The organism is Ochrobactrum teleogrylli, assembly GCF_037482325.1.
GTDB lineage: Bacteria > Pseudomonadota > Alphaproteobacteria > Rhizobiales > Rhizobiaceae > Brucella > Brucella teleogrylli.
On sequence record NZ_JBBHKQ010000001.1, the window covers coordinates 3,022,334 to 3,043,777 of the forward strand.

The following is a 21,444-nucleotide window of genomic DNA, read 5'->3' on the forward strand; positions in this document are numbered from 1 at the left end:
TTTCCTAAAAATCAGCGTTTGAGCACTTCGACAACGCGAAAGCGCTCGCAAAGCAATTCCATATCTGGAGAGAAGCCGCCGTTGCGGCGAAAATAGGCTTCGTGGCCCTTTCGCCATTCTTCCAGCGGGCCTTCGCCCTCCTGTTCCGCAAATGCGGCATCAACCTCATCAAAGCGGCGGACCGTCAGTTCGACGGTTTCGACCACCGCAGCGGGTCGGCCAAGACCATCCAGAACCACATCGCGACGACCGATGACCGGCATCGGCTCGCCGTCTTCACCGAATGAGGCAAGCGCGGCGCAGGTCGCAGTCTTGCGACCTGCCAGAACCAGCGCAAGCAGCTCATCGGCGAGTTCCGGCGAATCGCCAAAGGCGAAAGTCACGGCATCGCGATAAGGTTCGGGCAATTGCGTCATGCGCTGAGGCCACCAAACAGCGTCGGCAGATCGAGCGGACGGAAACCGTAATGGTTGATCCAGCGCACATCGGCATCGAAGAAGGCGCGCAGATCCGGCATGCCGTATTTCAGCATGGCGATGCGGTCGATACCCATGCCCCAGGCAAAGCCCTGATAGACGTCCGGGTCATAACCCGAAGCGCGCAGCACATTCGGATGCACCATGCCGCAGCCCAGAATTTCGAGCCAGTCATTGCCCTCGCCGAACTTCACATGCGGACCGGAGCGGTCGCACTGGATATCCACTTCGACAGACGGTTCCGTGAACGGGAAGAAGCTCGGACGCATGCGCATCGTCACCGACGGCACTTCGAAGAACGCCTTGCAGAACTCTTCCAGCACCCACTTCATGTTGGCGACATTGGCCGACTTGTCCACGACCAGACCTTCGACCTGATGGAACATCGGCGAATGGGTGGCGTCGGAATCCATGCGATAGGTTTTGCCCGGGATCACGATGCGGATCGGCTCGTCGCGGCCTTCCTTGTCGCGGATCGCTGCGAACTTCTCCATCGTGTGCACCTGCACCGGCGATGTATGCGTGCGCAGAAGCTTGCGCTCGCCCTTTTCATCCGGATTGAAGAAGAACGTGTCGTGCATCTCGCGCGCCGGGTGCCCTTCCGGGAAATTCAGCGCGGTGAAATTGTAGTAATCAGTTTCGATATCCGGACCTTCGGCAATCGAGAAACCCATATCGGCGAAGATCGCCGTGATTTCGTCCACCACCTGCGAAATCGGATGAATGCGGCCGCGCGAGGCAGCGCTTTCACGAACCGGCAGCGTCACATCGACTTTTTCGCGTTCCAGACGGGCCGCAACCGCAGCCTTGCGCAGCGCAGACTTGCGCTCCGTCAGCGCATCGGTGACGCGGTTCTTCAGGCCGTTAATCGCCGGGCCCTGAAGCTGGCGTTCTTCCGGCGACATGGTGCCGAGCAGTTTCAACTTCTCGGAAACCGTGCCCTTCTTGCCCAGTGCCGCGACGCGGACCGCTTCAATCGCCTGCTCATCGCTGGCGGCGGCGATTTCGCCCATGATCGTTTGTTCGAGTTGTTCAAGATCGCTCATTGTCTATATCCCTCTCGTGTCCAAGGGACACTCGACGCCTCTTGTTTACATCCCTGTCGTGCCTTTGGCACTCCACGCCTCTTGTTTGCTTCCCTGTCGCGCCGATGGCGCTCCACGCCTCTTGTCTATTTCCCTGCGCGCCTGCAACACCCACGCCTCTTGATCGGCGATATCGGCACCGGGCACCAGATAAGAAAGAAAAACCCGCGCCAGCCGAGCCAGCGCGGGTTCCCCAAATTCACAATGTCACTTGGGAAGGGCTGGCTTAGCGGACAGCGCCTTCAAAAGCGTTCGGCGTTTCGGTGTTCTTGAGGTACTCAAGAGCCTTCTTTGCCGATGCAACCAGCGCACCGAATGCATCCGGTTCGTGGATTGCGATATCGGACAGGACCTTGCGGTCGATTTCGATACCAGCCTTGGCCAGACCGTCGATGAAACGGCCATAGGTCAGGCCCTGCTCGCGGACAGCAGCATTGATGCGCTGGATCCAGAGAGCGCGGAACGTACGCTTGCGATTCTTGCGGTCGCGATAAGCATACTGCTTCGAACGGTCAACTGCAGCCTTAGCGGTGCGGATGGTGTTCTTGCGACGACCGCGGAAACCGGCAGCCTGATCGAGAACTTTTTTGTGCTTGGCGTGTGAGGTAACGCCGCGTTTTACGCGTGCCATATCATGATCTCCTTAAAGGACAGCGGCTTAGAGGCCGTTAGGCAGGAACTGTTTTACGATCTTCGCATCTGCTTCCGAGAGCACCATGGTGCCGCGTGCATCGCGAATGAACTTGTTCGAGCGCTTGATCATGCCATGGCGCTTGCCTGCAGCCGCAGCTACAACTTTGCCAGTGCCGGTGATTTTGAACCGCTTCTTCGCGGCCGATTTGGTCTTCATCTTGGGCATTTTGCTACTCCTTAATTGCGATCCCCGTCGTGCCTGCGGCACTCCACGCCTCTTGTTATGGAAGGCGCTCGTGCCTGAAACCGACCGAAATCTGTTTTTACTTTCAGACAGACCAAGCCTGAAAAGCATACGAAACCGCCACGGCATGCCCTGCCGGGCGGTTCGAACGCGGCCTTATAGGCTTAAAGCCCATAAAACGCAATGGCTGAATCAACCGAAATTGATCAATAAAGCCGCAACAAAACCGACAAGACATGGATGTCCTGCAGGTACTCGATAAATTCGAAGAACGGATAGGCTACGAAGAATACCAGCCCATCTATGAAAGTACGATAGAGCCGGTCCGGCTTCACCGTGACCGTCGCGTCGTCGCTATAGATCGAAAACTTCGGGAAGAAGCGTGGAACCTCACGGCAATAAGCGCGGTAAGGCTCGCCGAAATTCTGCTCCAGAAATTTTTCTTCTGTGCGGATGACGATGGAAAAGGCGATATAGCAAAGCACGCCGAAGCCGGCTGCCACGATGATACTGCCCGTCTGCGCGCCGATGCCCATCGCACCGATGGTGCTGAACACATAAAGCGGGTTGCGCGTGATCGAATAAGGACCGCTGCGCACGATTTCCGCGCTCTTGCGCCCGCCGATATAAAGCGTGCACCACAGGCGCCCGAGAATCGCGGCGACGATGAAGCTGATGCCGATCGCCTCAATATATTCATGCGCGTGCCCGACCCAGGCCGAGCGCACGAAAAGCAGCGCGATCACCAGCAGCGCAATAACAACGCCAATCGCCAGACGGCGACGTTGCTGATATCTTCCCAATTCACCTATCGTCTTCATAATTGTTCCACGATTGCCACATTGGTTGCCGCCCATCCGATTGCGGGCAAATTTCCGGCAAAGAAAAACCGCCCGAAGGCGGCTTTTCCAAGACAATTCTGAAAAATCAGCGCGGTGCAAGCACCATCATCATCTGACGGCCTTCGAGCTTCGGCTCGGACTCGACCTTCGCGATTTCGACAGTGTCTTCCTTTACACGCTGCAGAAGCTTCATACCGAGCTCCTGGTGCGCCATTTCACGGCCACGGAAACGCAAGGTAACCTTTACCTTGTCGCCTTCCTCAAAGAAACGCACGGCGGCCTTCATCTTCACCTCATAATCATGGGTGTCGATGTTCGGTCGCATCTTGATTTCCTTGATTTCAACCGTTTTCTGCTTCTTGCGTGCCTCGGCGGCCTTTTTCTGGTTCTGATACTTCAGCTTACCAAGGTCTACGATCTTGCAAACCGGAGGCTCTGCGTTCGGCACGATCTCAACGAGATCGAGGCCCGCTTCCTCTGCCATAGCAATCGCTTCCTGAATGGAAACATCACCATGGTTCTGGCCTTCGGCATCGATAAGCTGGACCCGGGGAACCCGGATGTCACGGTTGGAGCGCGGTCCGTCTTTCTGGACCGGCGTCGCTCTGAACGGTCGGCGAATGGTCGTTATCTCCTGATTGTTAACGTTCATACGGCAAGAACTTTTGTCGCTCACACGACATATCCCCGATCAAACCGCAGTTGATCGCGGAAATGTCGTCAAGCAAGCGGCGAAGTCAATAGCATCTTTGACAGGAAAAATCACCCCCACTTGATAAAGAGCTAAATCGGGGGCTGAAAGCGACATATCGGTCACATTTCCTGCAATTTCAAGGGCTGCCAAGCGGTTGGGCTGATCGCGCGGGTTTCCTCGCCAGACAAGACATGGCAAAAGTCATCCCAACAATCAGGAGACTCAGATGAGCAGTGCGGGGCCAGAACTGGAGCCAGAATTTCTTGACGTGGACGGCGCGAAGATTGCCGTTCGCCACAGAGAGGGTAAAAATCGGCCCGGTGTCGTCTGGTTAGGTGGCTATCGTTCCGACATGCGCGGCACCAAGGCCCTCGTTCTCGATGAATGGGCCGAAAAGACCGGCCATAGCGCGCTGCGGCTCGACTATTCCGGTCACGGCGAATCCGGCGGCGATTTCAATCAGGGCACGATTTCGCGCTGGCTCAACGAAAGCCTTGCCGTCTATCGCCATTATGCCAAAGGCCCGCAAATTCTCGTCGGCTCGTCCATGGGCGGCTGGATTGCGCTGCGAATGGCTCAGGAATTGAAGAAGGAAGGCAAGGAGCCCGCCGGCATCGTGTTGATTGCGCCCGCCCCCGACTTCACGGCGGTGCTTGTCGAGCCAACCCTTTCTGACGCCCAAAAGCGCGACTTGCAGGAAAAGGGTTATTTCGAAGAGCCTTCCGACTATTCGCCCAATCCGTACGTCTACACACGTGCGCTTCTCGAAGACGGCCGCCAGAACCTCGTACTCAAGGGCATTATCGAAACCGGATGCCCGGTCCATATTCTGCAAGGCATGCAGGACCCGGACGTGCCGTACAAGCACGCACTGACGCTGGTGGAGCATCTGCCGGTCGATGATGTGACGCTGACGCTTGTACGCGACGGCGACCACCGGCTGTCACGCCCGCAGGATCTCGATCTTCTCATCCGCACGGTCTCCGGTTTGGCCGAACGTGTGACCACAACAGCATAACGGGGCATCATCATGCGCTTTTCGGTCATCGCGTCATCGGCGGTTGCGGCCATTGTTGGCTTCGGGGGCACGCTGGCGCTGATCATCGCCGCCGCACAGGTTCTGGGCGCCACACAGGCCGAAACAGCGAGCTGGGTCACGGCCATTTGTCTTTCCATCGCCGCCACCTCAGCCTGGCTCAGCACGCGCTATCGCATGCCGATCATCGCGGCATGGTCGACGCCCGGACTGGCGTTGATCGGCGCAAGCGCCGGTTTCACCATGGCGGAAGCCGTCGGCGCCTTCATCGTGACGGCGATTGCGCTGATCGCGACCGGACTGATCCGCCAGCTTTCGGTGCTGGTCTCGCGCATACCGGCCTCCGTCGCCTCGGGCATGCTTGCGGGCGTACTGCTCAGCTTCGTCATCGCCGCCGCCAAGACTGTTCCCTTCGATCCCGTTTTCGTGCTGCCGCTGGTAGCGCTGTTCTTCCTGATCCGCCTCTTCAACCCGTCGCTGGCAGTCATCGCCGTTCTGGTGGTAGGGATGATCTTCGCGCTTGTCTCAGGCCGCTCGCCAACCCTGCCCGCACCGGAAATCTCGACGCTCACCCTCGTCTGGCCGGAATTTCATTTGGGCGCGATGATCGGCCTCGCCTTGCCGCTCTATCTCGTCACCATGGCGTCGCAGAACCTGCCCGGTTTTGCGGTGCTGCGCGCATCCGGCTATGAACCGCCGACCAGCGCCTGCCTGCGCGTGACGGGTCTGTTCTCCATACTGTCGGCACCGTTCGGTGCATCCACCACCAATCTGGCGGCGATTTCGGCAGCACTTTGCACCAATCCCGATGCCCATCCCGATCCCACCAAGCGCTGGCTGACCGGGCCGGTCTATGCGGCAATCTATGTTGTGTTCGCTTTGTTCGGCGCATCGCTGGTTGCGATCTTCGCCGTGCTGCCGACAACGCTGATCGCGCTGGTCGCCGGTCTTGCCCTGACCGGCCCGTTCATCAACGCCATGTCGCTTTCCTTGAAGGACGAACCGGAGCGCCTTGCCGCCACGATCACTTTCGCTGTGACGGCCTCCGGCATGGCATTCTTCGGGGTCGGTTCGGCCTTCTGGGCCCTGATAGCCGGGCTTGCCGTTACTTTTCTCGAACATTTTCGGAAAAAAATTTCGAGATAATCACATTGGTTAGCTCTGACTCCCTCTGAATCGCACTGGAATCGGATTGCGACATGCTTGAAATGCCGCAATCCCCTCACCAATTCGAAATCAAGCCGCCAAACACGAAATGTCCGCATGATGTGGACCTGGCAGGCCTGATTTTATGGAGCAGACCATGACCAATTCCGCATTGATACGACCGGCATGGACGCCAGCCACGATTGCGCTGATGGTGCTCGGCTTCTTTCTCTTCTGGCCGCTTGGCCTTGCCATGCTCGCCTATATTCTTTGGGGCGACCGCCTCGAAGGGTTCAAGCGCGGCGTCAACGAGAAGACCGATTCCATGTTCGGTTCTTTCCGCAACTGCCGCAAAAGCGAGAGCTTCAACTTCGGCAGCGCAACTGGCAACGCAGCCTTCGACGACTGGCGTCGCGAAGAACTGAACCGCCTTGCCGAAGAGCGCCGCAAGCTTGACGAAGCCCGCGCCGAATTCGAATCCTATGCCGCAGAGCTTCGCCGCGCACGCGACAAGGAAGAGTTCGACCGCTTCATGGCTGAGCGTCGCGCTGCCGCCAAGAAGACGCCAGCAAAGGGCAACAAGAATGACATCACCGATCTTTGATCGCGGATAACAGCTTGAAAACTATTGAAACGGCGCGGGTTTTCCGCGCCGTTTTGCTTAAAACAGCTTTTTTGTCTGGCTTTTCGCACGAATCGCTTATTCTTGCGCGATGGGCTTATCCTTCCTTCGGCAAATCAGCGGCAACAGGGCATCTGCCAATACGGCAACTGTCCGGAGCGAACGCATCCATGCGGTGGCCGGTCGCGAGCTGTCATTGCGTGTCTTCGAAAACCCGCGCGCCAAACGGCTGACGCTGCGCATCGAAGCTGGCGGAAAAGGCCTGCGCATCACTGTTCCGCCCGGACTGCCCGAGCGCGAAGTGCAGAGTTTTCTCAAGCGCCATCAGGGCTGGATCGAAAGCCGCATCACCAAACTGCCGGATCAGCCGGGTGTTCGCCCCGGCGTGAAAATTCCGATCCGCGGCGTGCCGCATCTGATTACACATCGGCCCGGACGCGGCACGGTCGACCTCCTTGAAGGCAATGTGCTGCTGGTTCACGGCGACCCCGCCCATCTGCCACGCCGTCTGGCAGACTATCTCAAAGGGCAGGTGAAGCGCGATATAGAGGCGCTCGTCATCCGCCACACGGCAAGCGTCGGTCGCAAGGCCAAGGCCGTCCGCTTCAAGGACACCAAGAGCCGCTGGGGGTCGTGCACCTCCGATGGCGTTCTTTCCTTTTCATGGCGGATCGGCATGGCGCCACCGGCCGTCATCAACTATCTCGTCGCGCATGAAGTCGCGCATCTGATCGAGATGAATCATGGGCCGCAATTCTGGAAACTCTGTCAAGAGCTTTGCCCCGATACGGAACGCTGCAAGGCGTGGCTGAAGCGAAATGGCAGCGCATTACAGGCTATAGACTTTACATGAACCGATCGATACTGACCGCCGCCAAGGTGCTGTGGGACTACCACTGCATTTACGATCCCATTCCGGCATCCGATGTCATCATCGGCCTTGGCAGCTATGATCTGCGCGTCGCCGAACGCGCTGCCGATCTTTATCTTGAAGGCATGGCGCCGCTGGTGATCTTCACCGGCAAAAGCGGTCACTGGACCGAAAATCTCTATCCTGCCAGCGAAGCGGAAGCCTTTGCCGAAGTGGCGATCCGGCGCGGAGTGCCGGAAGAGGCAATCACCATCGAGCCCAACGCCACCAATATCGGCGAGAATATCCGCTTCTCGCTGGAAAAAATGTTGCCCGGCGTGATCAGCCCGATTTTCGTCACCAAGCCGCAGACCCAGCGCCGCGTGCATGCCACCGTCGCCCGGCAATGGCCGGAAGCAAAGGCAAGCGTGACGGCGCCGCTCCTTTCCTTTGAAGAACAGCCGACGCCTTCCTATCCGGTGGAGATGCTCATCAACGAGATGACCGGCGATCTGGAGCGCATTCTGGACTATCCCGCCAAAGGCTACCAGATTGCGCAGGCGGTTCCCATGGAGGTCATGGAAGCGTATGATTTTCTGATCGCACGCGGTTTTGACGGACACACCGTGAGAGAATAGCTGCGAATATCTGCGAACTGCTTGAGAAGCGCACCGTTTTGTGCGACGGGAAACCATGGCTTTGGATATCAAGATATGCGGGCTGAAAACGCCTGATACAGTCGCTGCCGCTCTCAACGGCGGTGCGACGCATATCGGCTTTATCTTTTTTCCCAAAAGCCCGCGCAATATCACGCCGGACGCCGCAGCCGTTTTGCGCCCTGCCGCGCTTGGCCGCGCTAAAGCTGTTGCCGTGACGGTCGATGCCGACGATGCGACGCTGGATGAAATCGTCAGCGCCGTAAAACCGGATATTCTGCAATTGCATGGCCATGAAACGCCTGAGCGCGTGCGCTTTGTGAAGGAACGCTACGGCCTGCCGGTCATGAAAGCCTTTGCGATCCGCAGCGCCGACGATCTGGCCGCCATCGCGCCCTATAAGGGCATTGCCGACCGCTTCCTGTTCGACGCCAAGCCGCCGGAGGGATCGGAATTGCCGGGCGGCAACGGGGTTTCCTTCGACTGGGGCCTGCTCGATGCGCTTGACGCGGATGTCGATTACATGCTTTCCGGTGGATTGAACGCTGGCAATATTGCCGAGGCGCTGCACGAGACGCACGCGCCGGGCATCGACATATCGTCCGGCGTCGAGCGCGCACCCGGCGTTAAGGGCGTGCGTCTCATTGAAGATTTTTTCCAGGCTGTCGCCGATGCGGATGTGTCACCATCCGCAAAACGCGCCTGAACATGACGGAGCTGAAGCGTTGAACAAGCCGGTTGAACCCAATTCCTACAAGACAGGCCCGGACGAAGAGGGCATGTTCGGTATTTTCGGCGGACGTTTCGTCGCCGAGACGCTGATGCCGCTGATCCTCGAATTGCAGGAGGCCTATGAAACGGCCAAGAACGATCCTGAATTCAAGGCCGAGCTTTCCGCCCTTTCGACCTATTATGCCGGTCGCCCGTCGAAGCTGTATTATGCCGAAGGGCTGACCAAGCATCTGGGCGGTGCAAAAATCTACTTCAAGCGCGAAGACCTGAACCACACCGGCAGCCACAAAATCAACAACTGCCTCGGTCAGATTCTGCTCGCCAAGCGCATGGGCAAGACGCGCATCATCGCCGAAACCGGTGCTGGCCAGCATGGTGTGGCATCGGCAACCGTCGCTGCACGTTTCGGCCTGCCTTGCGTGGTCTATATGGGCGCGACGGACGTTGAACGTCAAAAGCCGAATGTGTTCCGCATGAAGCTGCTGGGCGCCGAAGTGAAGCCGGTTACGGCTGGCAACGGCACGCTCAAGGACGCGATGAACGAAGCGCTTCGCGACTGGGTCACGAATGTTGAAGACACCTATTACCTGATCGGCACAGCTGCCGGTCCGCATCCTTATCCGGAACTGGTTCGCGACTTCCAGTCGGTCATCGGCACGGAAGCGCGCCAGCAGATTCTCGAACAGGAAGGCCGTCTGCCGGATGTCATCATCGCGGCTGTCGGCGGCGGTTCCAACGCTATCGGCCTTTTCCATCCTTTCCTCGATGACGCATCGGTCAAGATCGTCGGCGTCGAGGCAGGCGGTCACGGTCTGGACGGTGACGAGCATTGCGCGTCGATGAGCGCGGGCCGTCCCGGCGTTCTGCACGGCAACCGCACCTATCTGCTCCAGAACGAAGATGGCCAGATCCTCGAAGGCCATTCGGTTTCCGCCGGTCTCGACTATCCGGGCGTCGGCCCGGAACATTCCTGGCTCAAGGATACGGGTCGCGTCGATTATGTGCCGATCCTCGATCAGGAAGCACTGGATGCCTTCCAGCTTGCAACCCGCGTCGAAGGCATCATTCCGGCGCTCGAATCCGCCCATGCCATTGCGCAGGCCGTCAAGATGGCGCCAACCATGGGCAAGGACCAGATCATGATCGTCAACCTGTCTGGCCGTGGCGATAAGGACGTTCACACGGTCGGCAAGCTTCTCGGCATGGATATCTGAGGACAGAATGGGCAAAGACGCCGCTGACGCTTCCACCTACAGACCGCGCGCCGCATGGTTCGACGGGCTGACGGAATGCGGCCCGGCGACGATCAAGCTCAACATCATCGAAGCGGACCCTTCCAATCCGCTTGCCGAAGCTGCGGTGGGCATTGCCCGCCGGCAGATCGCAAATGCTGCGGCAAGGCTTGAAGCCCTGCCGCATCTGGACGCTGGTTTCGCCATTCTCCATCAGGGTGAGGAAAGCCTCTGGCTTCTGCTTCACTGGTGGCTGGAAGGCGGCATTGCAACGGAAATGCTGTGGCAGTCCGAACTCGGCGACGAGATCGAATTCATGCCCGCACAGCCCTTGCTGATGGCCTGCGTCTGGGAACTCGGAATTATTGACTTTGAACGGCGCGCTTGGATGGAGACGGCCATGTCCGGCAAACCCATCGCCGATTATCTTGCGCGCACTTTGCCACGGGGCACGGTATGACCACTCGCATCGACACCAAATTCGCCGCATTGAAGACCGAGGGCCGTCCGGCGCTGGTCACCTATTTCATGGGCGGCGATCCCGACCTCGAAACCTCGCTCAAGGTCATGAAGGCGCTGCCGAAGGCCGGTGCCGATGTGATCGAGCTTGGCATGGCTTTCTCCGATCCGATGGCGGACGGCCCGGCCATCGAAGCTGCCGGTCTGCGCGCGCTGAAAGCCGGGCAGTCGCTTTCCAAGACGCTTTATATGGCCGCCGAATTCCGCAAGGAAGACGACACGACCCCGATCGTGCTGATGGGCTATTACAATCCGATCTATATCTATGGCGTCGAGCGCTTCCTGACCGATGCCAAGGCTTCCGGCGTTGATGGCCTGATCATTGTCGATCTGCCGTCGGAAATGGATGCGGAACTTTGCGTCCCGGCCATGAAGGCGGGCATCAATTTCATTCGCCTGACCACACCGACCACCGACGACAAGCGTCTGCCGAAGGTTCTGCATAATTCGTCGGGCTTCGTCTATTATGTCTCGATGAACGGTATCACCGGCTCGGCCATTGCCGATACGGCCCGCGTCGGCGACGCGGTGCGTCACATCAAGAAGAGCACCGATTTGCCGATCTGCGTCGGCTTTGGCGTCAAAACGCCGGAACAGGCTGCCGCCATTGCCGCCCATGCGGATGGCGTCGTCGTCGGCACGGCAATCGTCAATGCGGTGGCTGGTGAACTGACGCCGGAAGGCGCGCTTAAGGGCGATCCTGTGGCCGCTGTGAGCAAACTTGTCGGTGCACTGGCGCAAAGCGTTCGCACGACACGCCTTGAAGCCGCCCAATAAATCGTCCATTTAAGCGGGTAGAGTTGCTTTTCCGCATAAGCGGGCGCAAAAGCGCCCGCACTTTCTGTCGGAAGTGCTTGCCGTCGAAGAACAAGAAACGGAACCAAACGTCATGAACTGGATCACCAACTACGTTCGTCCGAAGATCAATTCGATGCTTGGTCGTCGCGAAATGCCGGAAAACCTCTGGATCAAGGATCCGTCCACCGGCGAGATGGTGTTCCACAAGGATCTGGAGAGCAATCAGTTCGTGATCCCGTCTTCGGGCCATCACATGCGCATCAAGGCGAAGGACCGCCTGCGCTTCTTCTTCGACAATGGCGAATATACCACGCTCGACGCGCCGAAAGTGCCGGTCGATCCGCTGAAATTCCGCGACGAGAAGAAATATATCGACCGTCTCAAGGATTACCGCACCCGCACCGGCATGGATGACGCCATCGTCAACGGCCTTGGCACCATTGAAGGTCTGCCGATCGTCGCCACCGTGCAGGATTTCGGCTTCATGGGCGGTTCGCTCGGCATGGGTGCCGGTGAGGCGATCATTCAGGGCTTTGAAAAAGCCATCGAGCTGAAGCGCCCGCTGGTTCTGTTCGCAGCATCGGGCGGCGCGCGCATGCAGGAAGGCATTCTCTCGCTGATGCAGCTCCCGCGCACCACCGTTGCCGTGGAAATGCTGAAAGAGGCAGGCCTGCCTTACATCGTCGTGCTTACCAACCCGACCACGGGCGGCGTGACCGCTTCCTACGCCATGCTGGGCGACATTCATATTGCTGAGCCGGGCGCGCTGATCGGCTTTGCCGGTCCGCGCGTGATCGAACAGACCATCCGCGAAAAACTGCCGGAAGGTTTCCAGAGTGCTGAATATCTGATGGAACACGGCATGGTGGACATGGTTGTTCCCCGCACCGAACTGAAGGAAACGATTGCACGTCTCCTGAAGATGATGACCAAGCAGCCGGCCAACACCGACAGTCCTGTAGCGCCAAAACCAGACGCCGATAGCAACACTGGCAGCAAGGCGGCCTGATATGGGCAGCCAGATCGTGGCAGGCAAGGCGGCTGCCGCTATCGAGCGGCTGATGCAACTGCATCCGAAAGGATTTGACCTCTCCCTGGACCGCATTCGTGGTCTGTTGGAGAAGCTCGGCAATCCGCATCTCAAATTGCCGCCCGTGATCCATATTGCCGGAACCAATGGCAAGGGATCAGCGACTGCCTTCTGCCGCGCCATTCTGGAAGCTGGCGGCTTTGACGTCCACGTCCACACTTCCCCACATCTGGTCAACTGGCACGAGCGTTATCGTCTGGCTGCGCCGGGTGGTGGCCAGCTGGTTGAGGACGACGTTCTGGCCGAGGCCATCGAGCGCGTCGCGGCCGCCAATGGCGGCCAGCACATCACCGTCTTTGAAATCCTCACCGCCGTGGCCTTCGTGTTGTTTGCCGAGCATCCAGCCGATGTCGTCATCATGGAAGTCGGGCTGGGCGGACGCTTCGACGCCACCAATGTCATTCCCGAACCTGCCGTATCGCTGATCATGCCGGTTTCCATTGACCATCAGGCATATCTCGGTGACCGTGTGGAACTGATCGCCGCCGAAAAGGCGGGGATCATCAAGAAGGATTGCCCGGTCGTCGTCGGCTTTCAGCCTTTCGATGCGGCGCGCGAGGTGCTTGTTTCCACCGCGGACCGGCTCGGTTGTCCGGTTTCGGTCTATGGTCAGGATTTCCTCGCCTTCGAAGAACATGGCCGCATGATCTTCCAGAACGAGGATGGGCTGATCGATCTGCCGCTGCCGCGCCTGCCCGGTCGTCACCAGATTGCCAATGCTGCCGCTGCCATCGAAACAGTGCAGCTTGCGGGCTTCAACATCCCCGACAAGGCCGTCGAAAAGGCGCTGATGGTGGTGGACTGGCCGGCGCGCATGCAGCGTCTGACGCATGGGGCGCTTGTCGATCTCGCACCGCCAACCTCGGAAATCTGGCTCGACGGCGGACATAATCCGGGCGCAGGCGCGGTGATCGCAGAAGCCTTCGGCGACCTTGAAGAACGCAATGCGCGTCCGCTGTTCCTGATTACCGGCATGATCAACACCAAGGACCCCGTCGGCTATTTTGAGGCCTTTGCGGGCATGGCGCGTCATGTGTTCACCGTGCCGATCCCATCCAGCGATGCGGGTATACCCAATGATGCGCTGGCTGTCGCCGCCCAGAAGGCCGGATTGTCAGCCGAACCGGTTCACTCGGTCGCCAATGCGCTGAAACTTCTGCACGACACCTGGCCAGCCGATGAAATTCCGCCGCGTATCCTGATCGGCGGATCGCTATATCTGGCGGGCGAAGTATTAGGAGAGAACAACACACCACCATCCTAATAAAATTACACTATTATGAGTTATTTTATTAGTCATTATTCCGCCTTTATTTATATCCAAGAATGAATTGTCGTAATTTTAAGAATGGATATATAAATGCGTAATACTCTTATTATTTCTACAATTCTTTTTATGGGTCTTTCGGCTGCTCCGTCCTTTGCTGCCAGTATTGCAAAAGAAACTGGCGCCAAGGAAACGGACACCAAGGCTGTAATGCCCGTTTGTCCCACCGGCACCAAAGCTGCTGCCGACGGGAAATATTATCTTCCCGGTACGCATGAAGAATGCCGGTCGGGCGATAAAGACCATAACGACACCCAGCACAAGTCGAAGTAAGCACAACGCTGTTCTTCGAACAAAGAAAAACCCGGCTCAAGGCCGGGTTTTTTATTGCTTGCTATAATTTCTACTTAAGCAGCAGAAGCCTTGATCCAGTCGGCAAGGCGGCTCTTCGGAGCAGCGCCAACCATATTGGCAGCAAGTTCACCGTCCTTGAACATCAGGAGCGTCGGAATCGAACGCACGCCGAACTGGGCTGCGAGTTCCGGATTCTCGTCGATGTTGACCTTGGCGATTTTGACCTGACCGGCCATTTCGGCGGCGATCTCGTCGAGCGCCGGAGCGATCATCTTGCATGGACCGCACCATTCTGCCCAGAAATCCACCACGACCGGCTCGTTCGACTGAAGAACGTCCGACTGAAAATTGCTGTTATCGACCTTAACGGTTGCCATAGGGCTATCCTCTATATGGTTAAGAACGGCAGACATCTTCACAGACTCACACGCAATCCGCTCTTTCTTCGCTATATCATGTGGCGTGTCTGCTGCCATCCGTCAAGTTCTAGTTACTCACCTTTCCTTGAGAGTCTCTCAGCGCCTGCATGGCTTCATCAAGCACAGCATCGGACAGCGGCAGCAGGAACGGCCCCTCGGTAAAGAGCAAGGCCGTTTCCACAACCCGCCCCGGATAAAGCGGCTCCAGCAGTGCCTTATAGAGCGCAAGCTGTGCGCGATAAGCGAAAGGCACCGCCTCGACGGTCTTGGGCGGCGGTCGGTTGGTCTTGTAGTCGACAACGAGAACGCGGGTCTCGTCCACGCTGATGCGATCGACCTGACCGGACACGGCATGATCGCGCCCGCCAAGATTGATCGTGCCCATGATTGCGACTTCACCGCGCGAACCGGAAGCGAAAACCGGTGCGAATTGCGGATCGGTCAATATAGCTTTCACGCTCGAAACGGCGTTGTGACGCTCGGCCTCCGGCCAGTCGCCCGCTATACGGGCCAGATAATCTTCCGCCAGCTTCTCTCGCTCGCTCTCCGGCACTTCCGGCAGATATTGCAGCAGCATGTGGATCGCCGTGCCGCGCCGCAGGGCAAAGCCGGGCGTGCCGTCGCTGACGATATCCCCGAGCACAGGGGAGCTTGCATCAAGCGGCGGCTCTTCATCCGCCTCAATCAGCGCCGACGCGCCCGATGGTGCCAGCGGGCGCGGGAGCCCCGCCTCGGGCTTGACCGGAAGCAGATATTCCGGCGGCAAACCGGGCAAGGGCGTCGCCTCCGCCTGATCCGGCTCGATAATCTCCGTTAATCCGCGTGGCGTATTGCGATAGCGTCGTGCGGCGACACCCTGCACGGGGTGCACAAAGGTCTCCGATTTGATGGCAAGCGCGTCCTCGGCCAGCCGGTGCCAGGTTTCTCCGCTCTCGCGTGTGCCGCGATAGCCGCAGATAATCAGGCGATCCTCGGCGCGCGTCATGCCGACATAAAGCAGGCGGCGGTATTCTTCCTCGGCGCGGGCCTTCAGCTCTTCGATACGAGCAGCAGTAAACGCGGTCTGCCATGACCCGTTCGGCTGCCACAGATAGCCTTTCACCGGCGGTCCGTCATGCGCCAGATCATAGGGGATCAGCTTGGGCGCACGGCTCCCGGTCCAGACGGCACTGCCGGGATCGACCAGAAACACGACGGCGCCTTCAAGGCCCTTCGCCGCATGGACGGTCATGAGGCGCACTTCGTTGCGGCCCTGATCCAGCTCACGCTTGATTTCCGGCGAGGCGGCATCCAGCGTTTCGAGGAAAGCCTGCAAACCGGGCAGACCGGCCCGCTCGGCAGAGAGCGCGTAGTTCTGAAACTCATCGATAATGTCGCCCGCTTCCGGCCCAAGTCGCGCCAGAAGTTTCCGCCGCGCGCCGTCAGCACTCAGAATACGGGCATAGAACTCGAAAACCGGCATGGTGTCGGCGATGCCGCGCCAACGGCTCAAGGTTTTGTGGATGGCGGCAAGCGCCTCGTCGTCACGTGAGGCGCGGTAGAGATGTTCGAACAAGGTCGAACCGGCCCCGCGCGGATGCGCCAGTGCAAACAGCCGGTCATCGTCCCAGCCGAAGAGCGGGCTTTTGAGAAGCGAAGCCAGCGAAAGATCGTCGGAGGGTTGCAGCACGAAGCGTCCAAGCGCCATCAGATCCTGAATGGCGATATGGCTGGTGAGGCGCAGGCGATCCGCGCCCGCCACCGGCACGCCCAGATTCTTCAACGCCCGCGACAAGGCAGGCATGAACTGATCACGCTTGCGCACCAGCACCATGATATCGCGCGGTGCAATGCGGCGGTTTTGACCGGGAATGGGTTCGCCCCTGTCCAGCCAGTAGCGGATGGTGGCGGCGATCTGTTCAGCCAGCCGCACGGCGGGCGCGGCCAGATGATCGACCGGCACGCGCCAGTCATCCGGCTCTTCCACCGCTTCGGGCGTCAGCATATCCCAGATTTCCACCTCGCCCGGCGCGTCGGCGCGAATGGCATCGTGAACCGTGGCACCGGCAAGCCCGCGATTGGCTTCCGGCCTCGCAAACACTTCATCCACCGCCTGCAACACATCCGGTGCCGAGCGGAAGGAGAAGTTGAGGCTGACGCGCTCGAACTTCAATTCGGCATCGCCTGCGCGAAGACTGACGGAACGGCCCTGCGCGGCAAAATCTTCCGGCACAGCCCCCTGGAACGAATAGATCGACTGTTTTTCGTCACCCACTGCAAACAGCGTGCGCTGCAAATTGCGCTGGCCGAGACCGGAGAAGAACTCCTCCGACAACATGCGGATAACCTGCCACTGGTCGGGGCTGGTGTCCTGCGCTTCATCAACGAGGATATGATCAATGCCGCGATCGAGCTTGTACTGCACCCACTGCCCTGCCCCGTCGCGGGCAAGCAGCGCCACGGTGCGGGTGATCAGGTCCTCGAAATCGAGCAGACCGCGCTTACGCTTCAGATCATGATAGCGTTGCAGAAGATCGTCGATCAGCGTCAGCGCGGCCAGATTGAGCCGCACGAGGCGCAATTCCTTCAGCCGGTCGAGGCCCATTTCAACACGGGAAGCGGCTGCATCGAAGGCTTCCTCGAAATCCGGCAGCAGTTTCTTCACCGCCGCCGAGCCGACATAGGACCCGGATTTCGGCTCGCCAGTGCTTTTCAGAAACGCAGCGCGCAGCACGGCTTCGCGGTCACGGGTGACGCTCACCTTGTCGTAACGCTTCAATTGCAGCGCAAAATCATGCGCGCGCGCAGCACCCTTCTGGATCGAAAGAATGAGATCAAGCGCGTCATCGGAGAATTCAGGAACCGGCCAGAGCTCCGCCAGAATATCGCTTTCGCGCTCATCCCGATCGAAACCGAAGGCGCGATGCAAGGTCTCGGCGCGCGTTTCGGCAACGCCCAATTCCGCGATATAGCGCTGCAAGCCGTTACGCCGGTTCACCGCCTCGTCCAGAAGCGATTGCAGCCCTATTTCGCCCGATGCCTGCAACACATCGGCAAAGGCGGCTGCGATATTCGCATCGCCACCACCATGCGCCATTTCGAGTAGCTGACGCCGTGCTTCACCCACAAGCGCGACCTGCATCAGATCGTCCATCATCTCGAAGTGACCGGCGATGTTTGCCTCAAGTGGAAACTGATGCAGGATGGCTTCGCAAAACGCATGGATGGTCTGGATTTTCAACCCGCCCGGTGTTTCCAGTGCGCGGGCGAAAAGCCGCCGTGCCACCGCAAGGCGAGATGCGCCCGGTCTGCGGCCTTCAAGCGATTTCAACCGCTCGGCCAGTTCACTGTCCGGCAGCACCGCCCATTCCGACAGACGCGCAAAGACGCGGTTCTGCATCACCGCAGCCGCCGCCTTGGTATAGGTAAGGCAGAGAATTTTCGACGGATCGGTCCCTTCGAGCAAAAGGCGGATAACGCGCTCGGTCAGAACATGCGTCTTGCCGGAACCGGCATTGGCCGACACCCAAACCGAGGCGGCGGGATCGGCTGCCCGCGTCTGCGCATCGATGGTTTCCGGCGGAATATAGAGTTTCTTCTTCATTCGCCGCCCTCCCCACCGGCATCGCCGCCAGCGGACCATTCCAGCACGCGCGCGAGGTGGTCATAGTCGCCCGTAAGATCGGTTTCGCGGAATGGCAGCGCGCGCGAAAGATAACCCTTATCCGGCTTCTGATATTCAGCCAAAAGCTGGGCAAGGCGCTGCCATGCCTCCTCACCCAAAGCGGGAGCGGTCTTTTCCGATGGCGGTCGGCTGATCTTCAGAATGGATTCTGGCTTCACCTCTCCCCCGGCGCGAAGCCGCACATAGGTGAGATCGGACGCCCGAACCGAGCCAACCTCCCGGAACGCGCCCCGCACCAGAAGAGCCGCCTCCAGCGCCAGCTGCGGCGACAGCAGAACATGCGCCTGACGCGGCGACGGCGTGGAGCCGGTTTTATAATCGATGATTTCGGCGGTCCCGTCGCGCATCAGATCGATACGGTCGGCACGGCCCGAAAGCGTGATGCCAAGACTTTCGATGTCGCGCTTGTCAGAGGCGATTTCCGCAAACCGCGTCTGCACATTGTAAGCGCGCTCCCGCTCCCATTCCAGAAACTGCGGGATCAGCGCCGTGAAACGCGGCCACCAGACGGCTTCGATTTCGGTCGGCAAATCCATATCTGCAAACAGGATGCGCCCCAGTTCCGTCAGGCGCTCGGCAGCATCCGGTGCCAGCGGGTCGATATTTTCCTGCGTGAAATGTCCGAGAATGTCATGGAACAGCGTACCGCGTTCCGCCGCTGCCGGATCACGGATCAACGGCTCCAGCGGACGCAGCTTGAGAATGCGCTTGGCGAAGATCGCGTAAGGGTCGCGGCGCAGCGTTTCCACTTCCGTGACCGAAAAATGCTTGGGCCGCGCTGCGACCGGTGGCGCAGGCTCAGGTCTTTTGACGAAAGGCACATCCGGCGCACGGTCAATCTCCCGCGACCAGTGCACGAAACGCTGGCCGCGCTGGCGCATGTCCTTCGTCACATCGGCACCCAGCACGGTTTCAAGTCGCTGCAACCAGCGCGATGTCACCGTCGGCGCATTATCGGAACGCTGCGAACGCGACAACACCACATGGTCCATGCCAAGCGCCATTTGAAAATCATGCGCGGCAAGGCCGGTGCGCCGCTCTGGCGGATCGAGTGCGATCATCGCCTTCATCGGGCGCGACATGAAGGGATCGTTGCGCGTCTTGGCGGGCCAACTACCTTCGTTCAGACCGCCGATCACCACTGTATCGACCGTCTGGAGACGCGCTTCCAGCGCACCCCAGACAAAGACACGCGGATGACCGCCCGGATGCGGCTTGACGGTTTCGCCAGCCATCAGCGCATCCAGAATAGCGGGCCATTCGCTAGCTTCGAAATCCAGCTCCGACTCGCTCGACACCAGACCGCGCAGGAACGAGGCAATTTTTTCCCCGCGCTCACCGGAATAGAAAGTGGCAACGCTGCCATTTTCATCACGCGCCATGTTTTCAACGGCTTGCGCCGTCGCACGCGCAATCTCGCCAATATTGGTTCGCCGACTTGTTGTCGCGAAAGGTGCCAGCGGCGCCACCGCCTGGGACAGATTTTCACAGAGGGCCCGGGCGGCAGCGATCATCTCCGGCGTGATGCTGTCATGCCATGCCGGACGCCAGGACTGATTGGCGCTCTCCTCCAGTCGCCGGTCGAAAAAGCCTGGCAGGTCGATAACGGAAGCGCGTCCCGTGCCACCACGAAAGGCGACAAGCTCCAGCGTTTCACCAGCGAGACGCCGGTCGATGCGCGGTGTTTCAAGCCGCAGCAAAGGATGCTTCACCAGCGCCAGCAAGGCCACCGGATCACCGGGATTGAAGACCGTTTCGACCGTCAGGCGCAGCAGCGTCGAGGTCTCGACATCGCGCAAATGCCGCCCGCCGGAATCATCGGCATCAATGCCGAACCGCGCCAGTTCTCCAACCACACGCCGCGCCAGATTGCGGTCCGCCGTCACCAGCGCTGCGATCTTGCCTTCTTGATGGATGGCGTCGCGCAGCGCCAACGCCACCGACAGCGCTTCCTCGCGTTCGTTGGCCGCCTCAATGAGATCGATTTTATGCGCCGAAGACTGAAGGACGTCCGGTTGCATATCCGGGTGCTGGCTGAGCGCACCCCACGCATCAGTCGTTTCCGCCGGGCGCAGCGCTTCGCTCACAACACGCTCCAGAATCCGTTTCTGGCGGGGCATGTCTTCAATATGCTCGACGTCTTCGCGGAGCGTCCCGATGGCACGCAGCAACTTGTGCAGGCCATATTGCGGATGTCCGAAGGTCGAAGGATTGTCCTCGGCCTCGCCCAGCATCTTCCACGCCTCATCGTCCAGATCGCGATCAAGCCCCGGCAGCACGACTGCGCCGTTCGGCAGATGCGCGATGACGGAAATCAGTTCCGCGGTGGCAGGAATGGAACCCGTTGAACCGGCCACAATGACCGGCCCCGGAGGCGGGTTATCGCGCAGGCGCGCCACCTCCCCCCAGATCAGGTCGTTGCGGTGCGCTGCCGGATTGGAAAGCTTGCGCTCAGCCAGAATTTCGGGCCACAGCTTGGTGACGATATCGAGAAAACCGAGCGTCACCCGCCACCAGTCGGCAAGATCGTCCGGCGCGATGCTGGCGAGCTCGCTCCATTGCGCGCCATCGGTTTCCACCTGATCCATCAACCCGGCCAGATCGCGGGCCAGCCAGATGGCATCGGCGGTTGTGGCTGGAACCGATACGTCATCAACGCCGAACAGCGCTCGCACATGGGCGGGCAGAGATTCGCGCCATGGACGGATCAGACGCGCCAGCAGCAGAAGCCGCTCGGCCTTTGCAATCGGCGGATTGAGGTCAAACACGCCCGCCGCCCCGGCATTGAAAAACGCCGCGTCCTCATCCACATCGCCAAGCGGTCTGATAGCGGGCAGAATAGCACTCTTAGCCGGATTCATATCCACGATGACGGAACGCAGAGCACGGGCTGCACGACGCGTCGGCACATAAATCGTGGCGCTGGCTAACGCCAGAGGATCTGCGGGATTGCCGGGAAAGCCTTCGATCAGTTTGCCGTCAAGCAGGGCTTTGGCGAAGGCTGGGAGAAACGGCGTTCCGGAAGGAATGGAAAACAGCCTTGGCTTTGGTTTGCTCATGCTGTTTCTCTCCTTCTCAAATTCCT

General features: G+C 59.3%; 22 protein-coding genes. 13 read left to right on the forward strand and 9 right to left on the reverse strand.

Annotation, left to right across the window (positions count from 1 at the left end):
- Nucleotides 1–11: 11 nt before the first annotated feature.
- The 6 genes from WIX40_RS14090 to infC all read right to left on the reverse strand — a co-directional run bounded on the left by WIX40_RS14090 (nucleotide 12) and on the right by infC (nucleotide 3,842).
- Nucleotides 12–416, reverse strand: coding sequence for an ASCH domain-containing protein (locus WIX40_RS14090; protein WP_140026072.1), 405 nt, complete (start codon nucleotides 414–416; stop codon nucleotides 12–14).
- Nucleotides 413–1,522 carry a phenylalanine--tRNA ligase subunit alpha gene (pheS, locus tag WIX40_RS14095; protein WP_339440307.1) on the reverse strand — a complete coding sequence of 370 codons (1,110 nt, stop codon included), beginning with the start codon at nucleotides 1,520–1,522 and terminating at the stop codon, nucleotides 413–415. The genes WIX40_RS14090 and pheS overlap by 4 nt, the downstream gene beginning before the upstream one ends.
- 265 nt (nucleotides 1,523–1,787) lie before the next feature.
- Entirely contained in the window at nucleotides 1,788–2,192 is a 405-nt protein-coding gene (gene rplT / locus WIX40_RS14100; protein WP_105543029.1) for a 50S ribosomal protein L20, read from the reverse strand.
- A 27-nt stretch (nucleotides 2,193–2,219) separates the two neighbouring features.
- The gene (rpmI, locus tag WIX40_RS14105; protein ID WP_024898386.1) at nucleotides 2,220–2,420 is read right to left on the reverse strand and encodes a 50S ribosomal protein L35; all 201 of its coding nucleotides are present in this window, start codon (nucleotides 2,418–2,420) and stop codon (nucleotides 2,220–2,222) included.
- 224 nt (nucleotides 2,421–2,644) lie between these two features.
- Entirely contained in the window at nucleotides 2,645–3,259 is a 615-nt protein-coding gene (locus WIX40_RS14110; RefSeq protein WP_109370063.1) for a methyltransferase family protein, read from the reverse strand.
- A 106-nt stretch (nucleotides 3,260–3,365) separates the two neighbouring features.
- Nucleotides 3,366–3,842: a translation initiation factor IF-3 gene (gene infC, locus WIX40_RS14115; protein ID WP_319080801.1), complete on the reverse strand. Its 477-nt coding sequence runs from the start codon at nucleotides 3,840–3,842 to the stop codon at nucleotides 3,366–3,368.
- On the opposite strand from infC, the gene WIX40_RS14120 reads away from it, so the two are divergent.
- From WIX40_RS14120 to WIX40_RS14180, 13 genes are all read left to right on the forward strand, one after another.
- On the forward strand, nucleotides 3,795–3,986 hold the full coding sequence (locus WIX40_RS14120) for a hypothetical protein (RefSeq protein WP_319080802.1): 192 nt from the start codon (nucleotides 3,795–3,797) through the stop codon (nucleotides 3,984–3,986). The two genes, infC and WIX40_RS14120, sit on opposite strands and share 48 nt — an antisense overlap.
- Nucleotides 3,987–4,200: 214 nt before the next feature.
- Nucleotides 4,201–4,992: an alpha/beta hydrolase gene (locus WIX40_RS14125; RefSeq protein ID WP_109370062.1), complete on the forward strand. Its 792-nt coding sequence runs from the start codon at nucleotides 4,201–4,203 to the stop codon at nucleotides 4,990–4,992.
- 12 nt (nucleotides 4,993–5,004) lie between these two features.
- Nucleotides 5,005–6,156 carry a benzoate/H(+) symporter BenE family transporter gene (locus tag WIX40_RS14130; protein WP_121536938.1) on the forward strand — a complete coding sequence of 384 codons (1,152 nt, stop codon included), beginning with the start codon at nucleotides 5,005–5,007 and terminating at the stop codon, nucleotides 6,154–6,156.
- A gap of 157 nt (nucleotides 6,157–6,313) precedes the next feature.
- Nucleotides 6,314–6,760: a DUF2852 domain-containing protein gene (locus WIX40_RS14135; protein ID WP_109370060.1), complete on the forward strand. Its 447-nt coding sequence runs from the start codon at nucleotides 6,314–6,316 to the stop codon at nucleotides 6,758–6,760.
- A gap of 109 nt (nucleotides 6,761–6,869) precedes the next feature.
- Nucleotides 6,870–7,631: a M48 family metallopeptidase gene (locus tag WIX40_RS14140; protein ID WP_109370059.1), complete on the forward strand. Its 762-nt coding sequence runs from the start codon at nucleotides 6,870–6,872 to the stop codon at nucleotides 7,629–7,631.
- Nucleotides 7,628–8,266, forward strand: a complete 639-nt coding sequence (locus WIX40_RS14145; protein ID WP_121536936.1) for a YdcF family protein — start codon at nucleotides 7,628–7,630, stop codon at nucleotides 8,264–8,266. Before WIX40_RS14140 ends, WIX40_RS14145 begins: the two co-directional genes overlap by 4 nt.
- Nucleotides 8,267–8,321: 55 nt before the next feature.
- Nucleotides 8,322–8,990 carry a phosphoribosylanthranilate isomerase gene (locus WIX40_RS14150; RefSeq protein WP_121536934.1) on the forward strand — a complete coding sequence of 223 codons (669 nt, stop codon included), beginning with the start codon at nucleotides 8,322–8,324 and terminating at the stop codon, nucleotides 8,988–8,990.
- A gap of 19 nt (nucleotides 8,991–9,009) precedes the next feature.
- Entirely contained in the window at nucleotides 9,010–10,230 is a 1,221-nt protein-coding gene (trpB, locus tag WIX40_RS14155; protein WP_121537430.1) for a tryptophan synthase subunit beta, read from the forward strand.
- A gap of 7 nt (nucleotides 10,231–10,237) precedes the next feature.
- Nucleotides 10,238–10,708 (forward strand): hypothetical protein, encoded by a 471-nt coding sequence (locus WIX40_RS14160; RefSeq protein WP_109370056.1) that lies wholly within the window; start codon nucleotides 10,238–10,240, stop codon nucleotides 10,706–10,708.
- Nucleotides 10,705–11,544 (forward strand): tryptophan synthase subunit alpha, encoded by an 840-nt coding sequence (gene trpA / locus WIX40_RS14165; RefSeq protein ID WP_140026066.1) that lies wholly within the window; start codon nucleotides 10,705–10,707, stop codon nucleotides 11,542–11,544. The genes WIX40_RS14160 and trpA overlap by 4 nt, the downstream gene beginning before the upstream one ends.
- A gap of 112 nt (nucleotides 11,545–11,656) precedes the next feature.
- Nucleotides 11,657–12,574 carry an acetyl-CoA carboxylase, carboxyltransferase subunit beta gene (accD, locus tag WIX40_RS14170; RefSeq protein WP_339440317.1) on the forward strand — a complete coding sequence of 306 codons (918 nt, stop codon included), beginning with the start codon at nucleotides 11,657–11,659 and terminating at the stop codon, nucleotides 12,572–12,574.
- A 52-nt stretch (nucleotides 12,575–12,626) separates the two neighbouring features.
- Nucleotides 12,627–13,919, forward strand: coding sequence for a bifunctional folylpolyglutamate synthase/dihydrofolate synthase (locus WIX40_RS14175; protein WP_180918063.1), 1,293 nt, complete (start codon nucleotides 12,627–12,629; stop codon nucleotides 13,917–13,919).
- 96 nt (nucleotides 13,920–14,015) lie between these two features.
- Nucleotides 14,016–14,255, forward strand: a complete 240-nt coding sequence (locus WIX40_RS14180; protein WP_140026064.1) for a hypothetical protein — start codon at nucleotides 14,016–14,018, stop codon at nucleotides 14,253–14,255.
- A gap of 74 nt (nucleotides 14,256–14,329) precedes the next feature.
- Here the strand turns inward: WIX40_RS14180 and trxA are convergent, their stop codons facing one another.
- The 3 genes from trxA to addB all read right to left on the reverse strand — a co-directional run bounded on the left by trxA (nucleotide 14,330) and on the right by addB (nucleotide 21,418).
- Complete coding sequence (gene trxA / locus WIX40_RS14185) at nucleotides 14,330–14,653, reverse strand: thioredoxin (RefSeq protein ID WP_078337659.1); 324 nt, start codon at nucleotides 14,651–14,653, stop codon at nucleotides 14,330–14,332.
- Between the two features lie 109 nt (nucleotides 14,654–14,762).
- Nucleotides 14,763–18,278, reverse strand: coding sequence for a double-strand break repair helicase AddA (addA, locus tag WIX40_RS14190; RefSeq protein ID WP_339440321.1), 3,516 nt, complete (start codon nucleotides 18,276–18,278; stop codon nucleotides 14,763–14,765).
- Nucleotides 18,275–21,418 carry a double-strand break repair protein AddB gene (gene addB, locus WIX40_RS14195; protein WP_339440323.1) on the reverse strand — a complete coding sequence of 1,048 codons (3,144 nt, stop codon included), beginning with the start codon at nucleotides 21,416–21,418 and terminating at the stop codon, nucleotides 18,275–18,277. Before addB ends, addA begins: the two co-directional genes overlap by 4 nt.
- Between the last annotated feature and the right edge of the window lie 26 nt (nucleotides 21,419–21,444).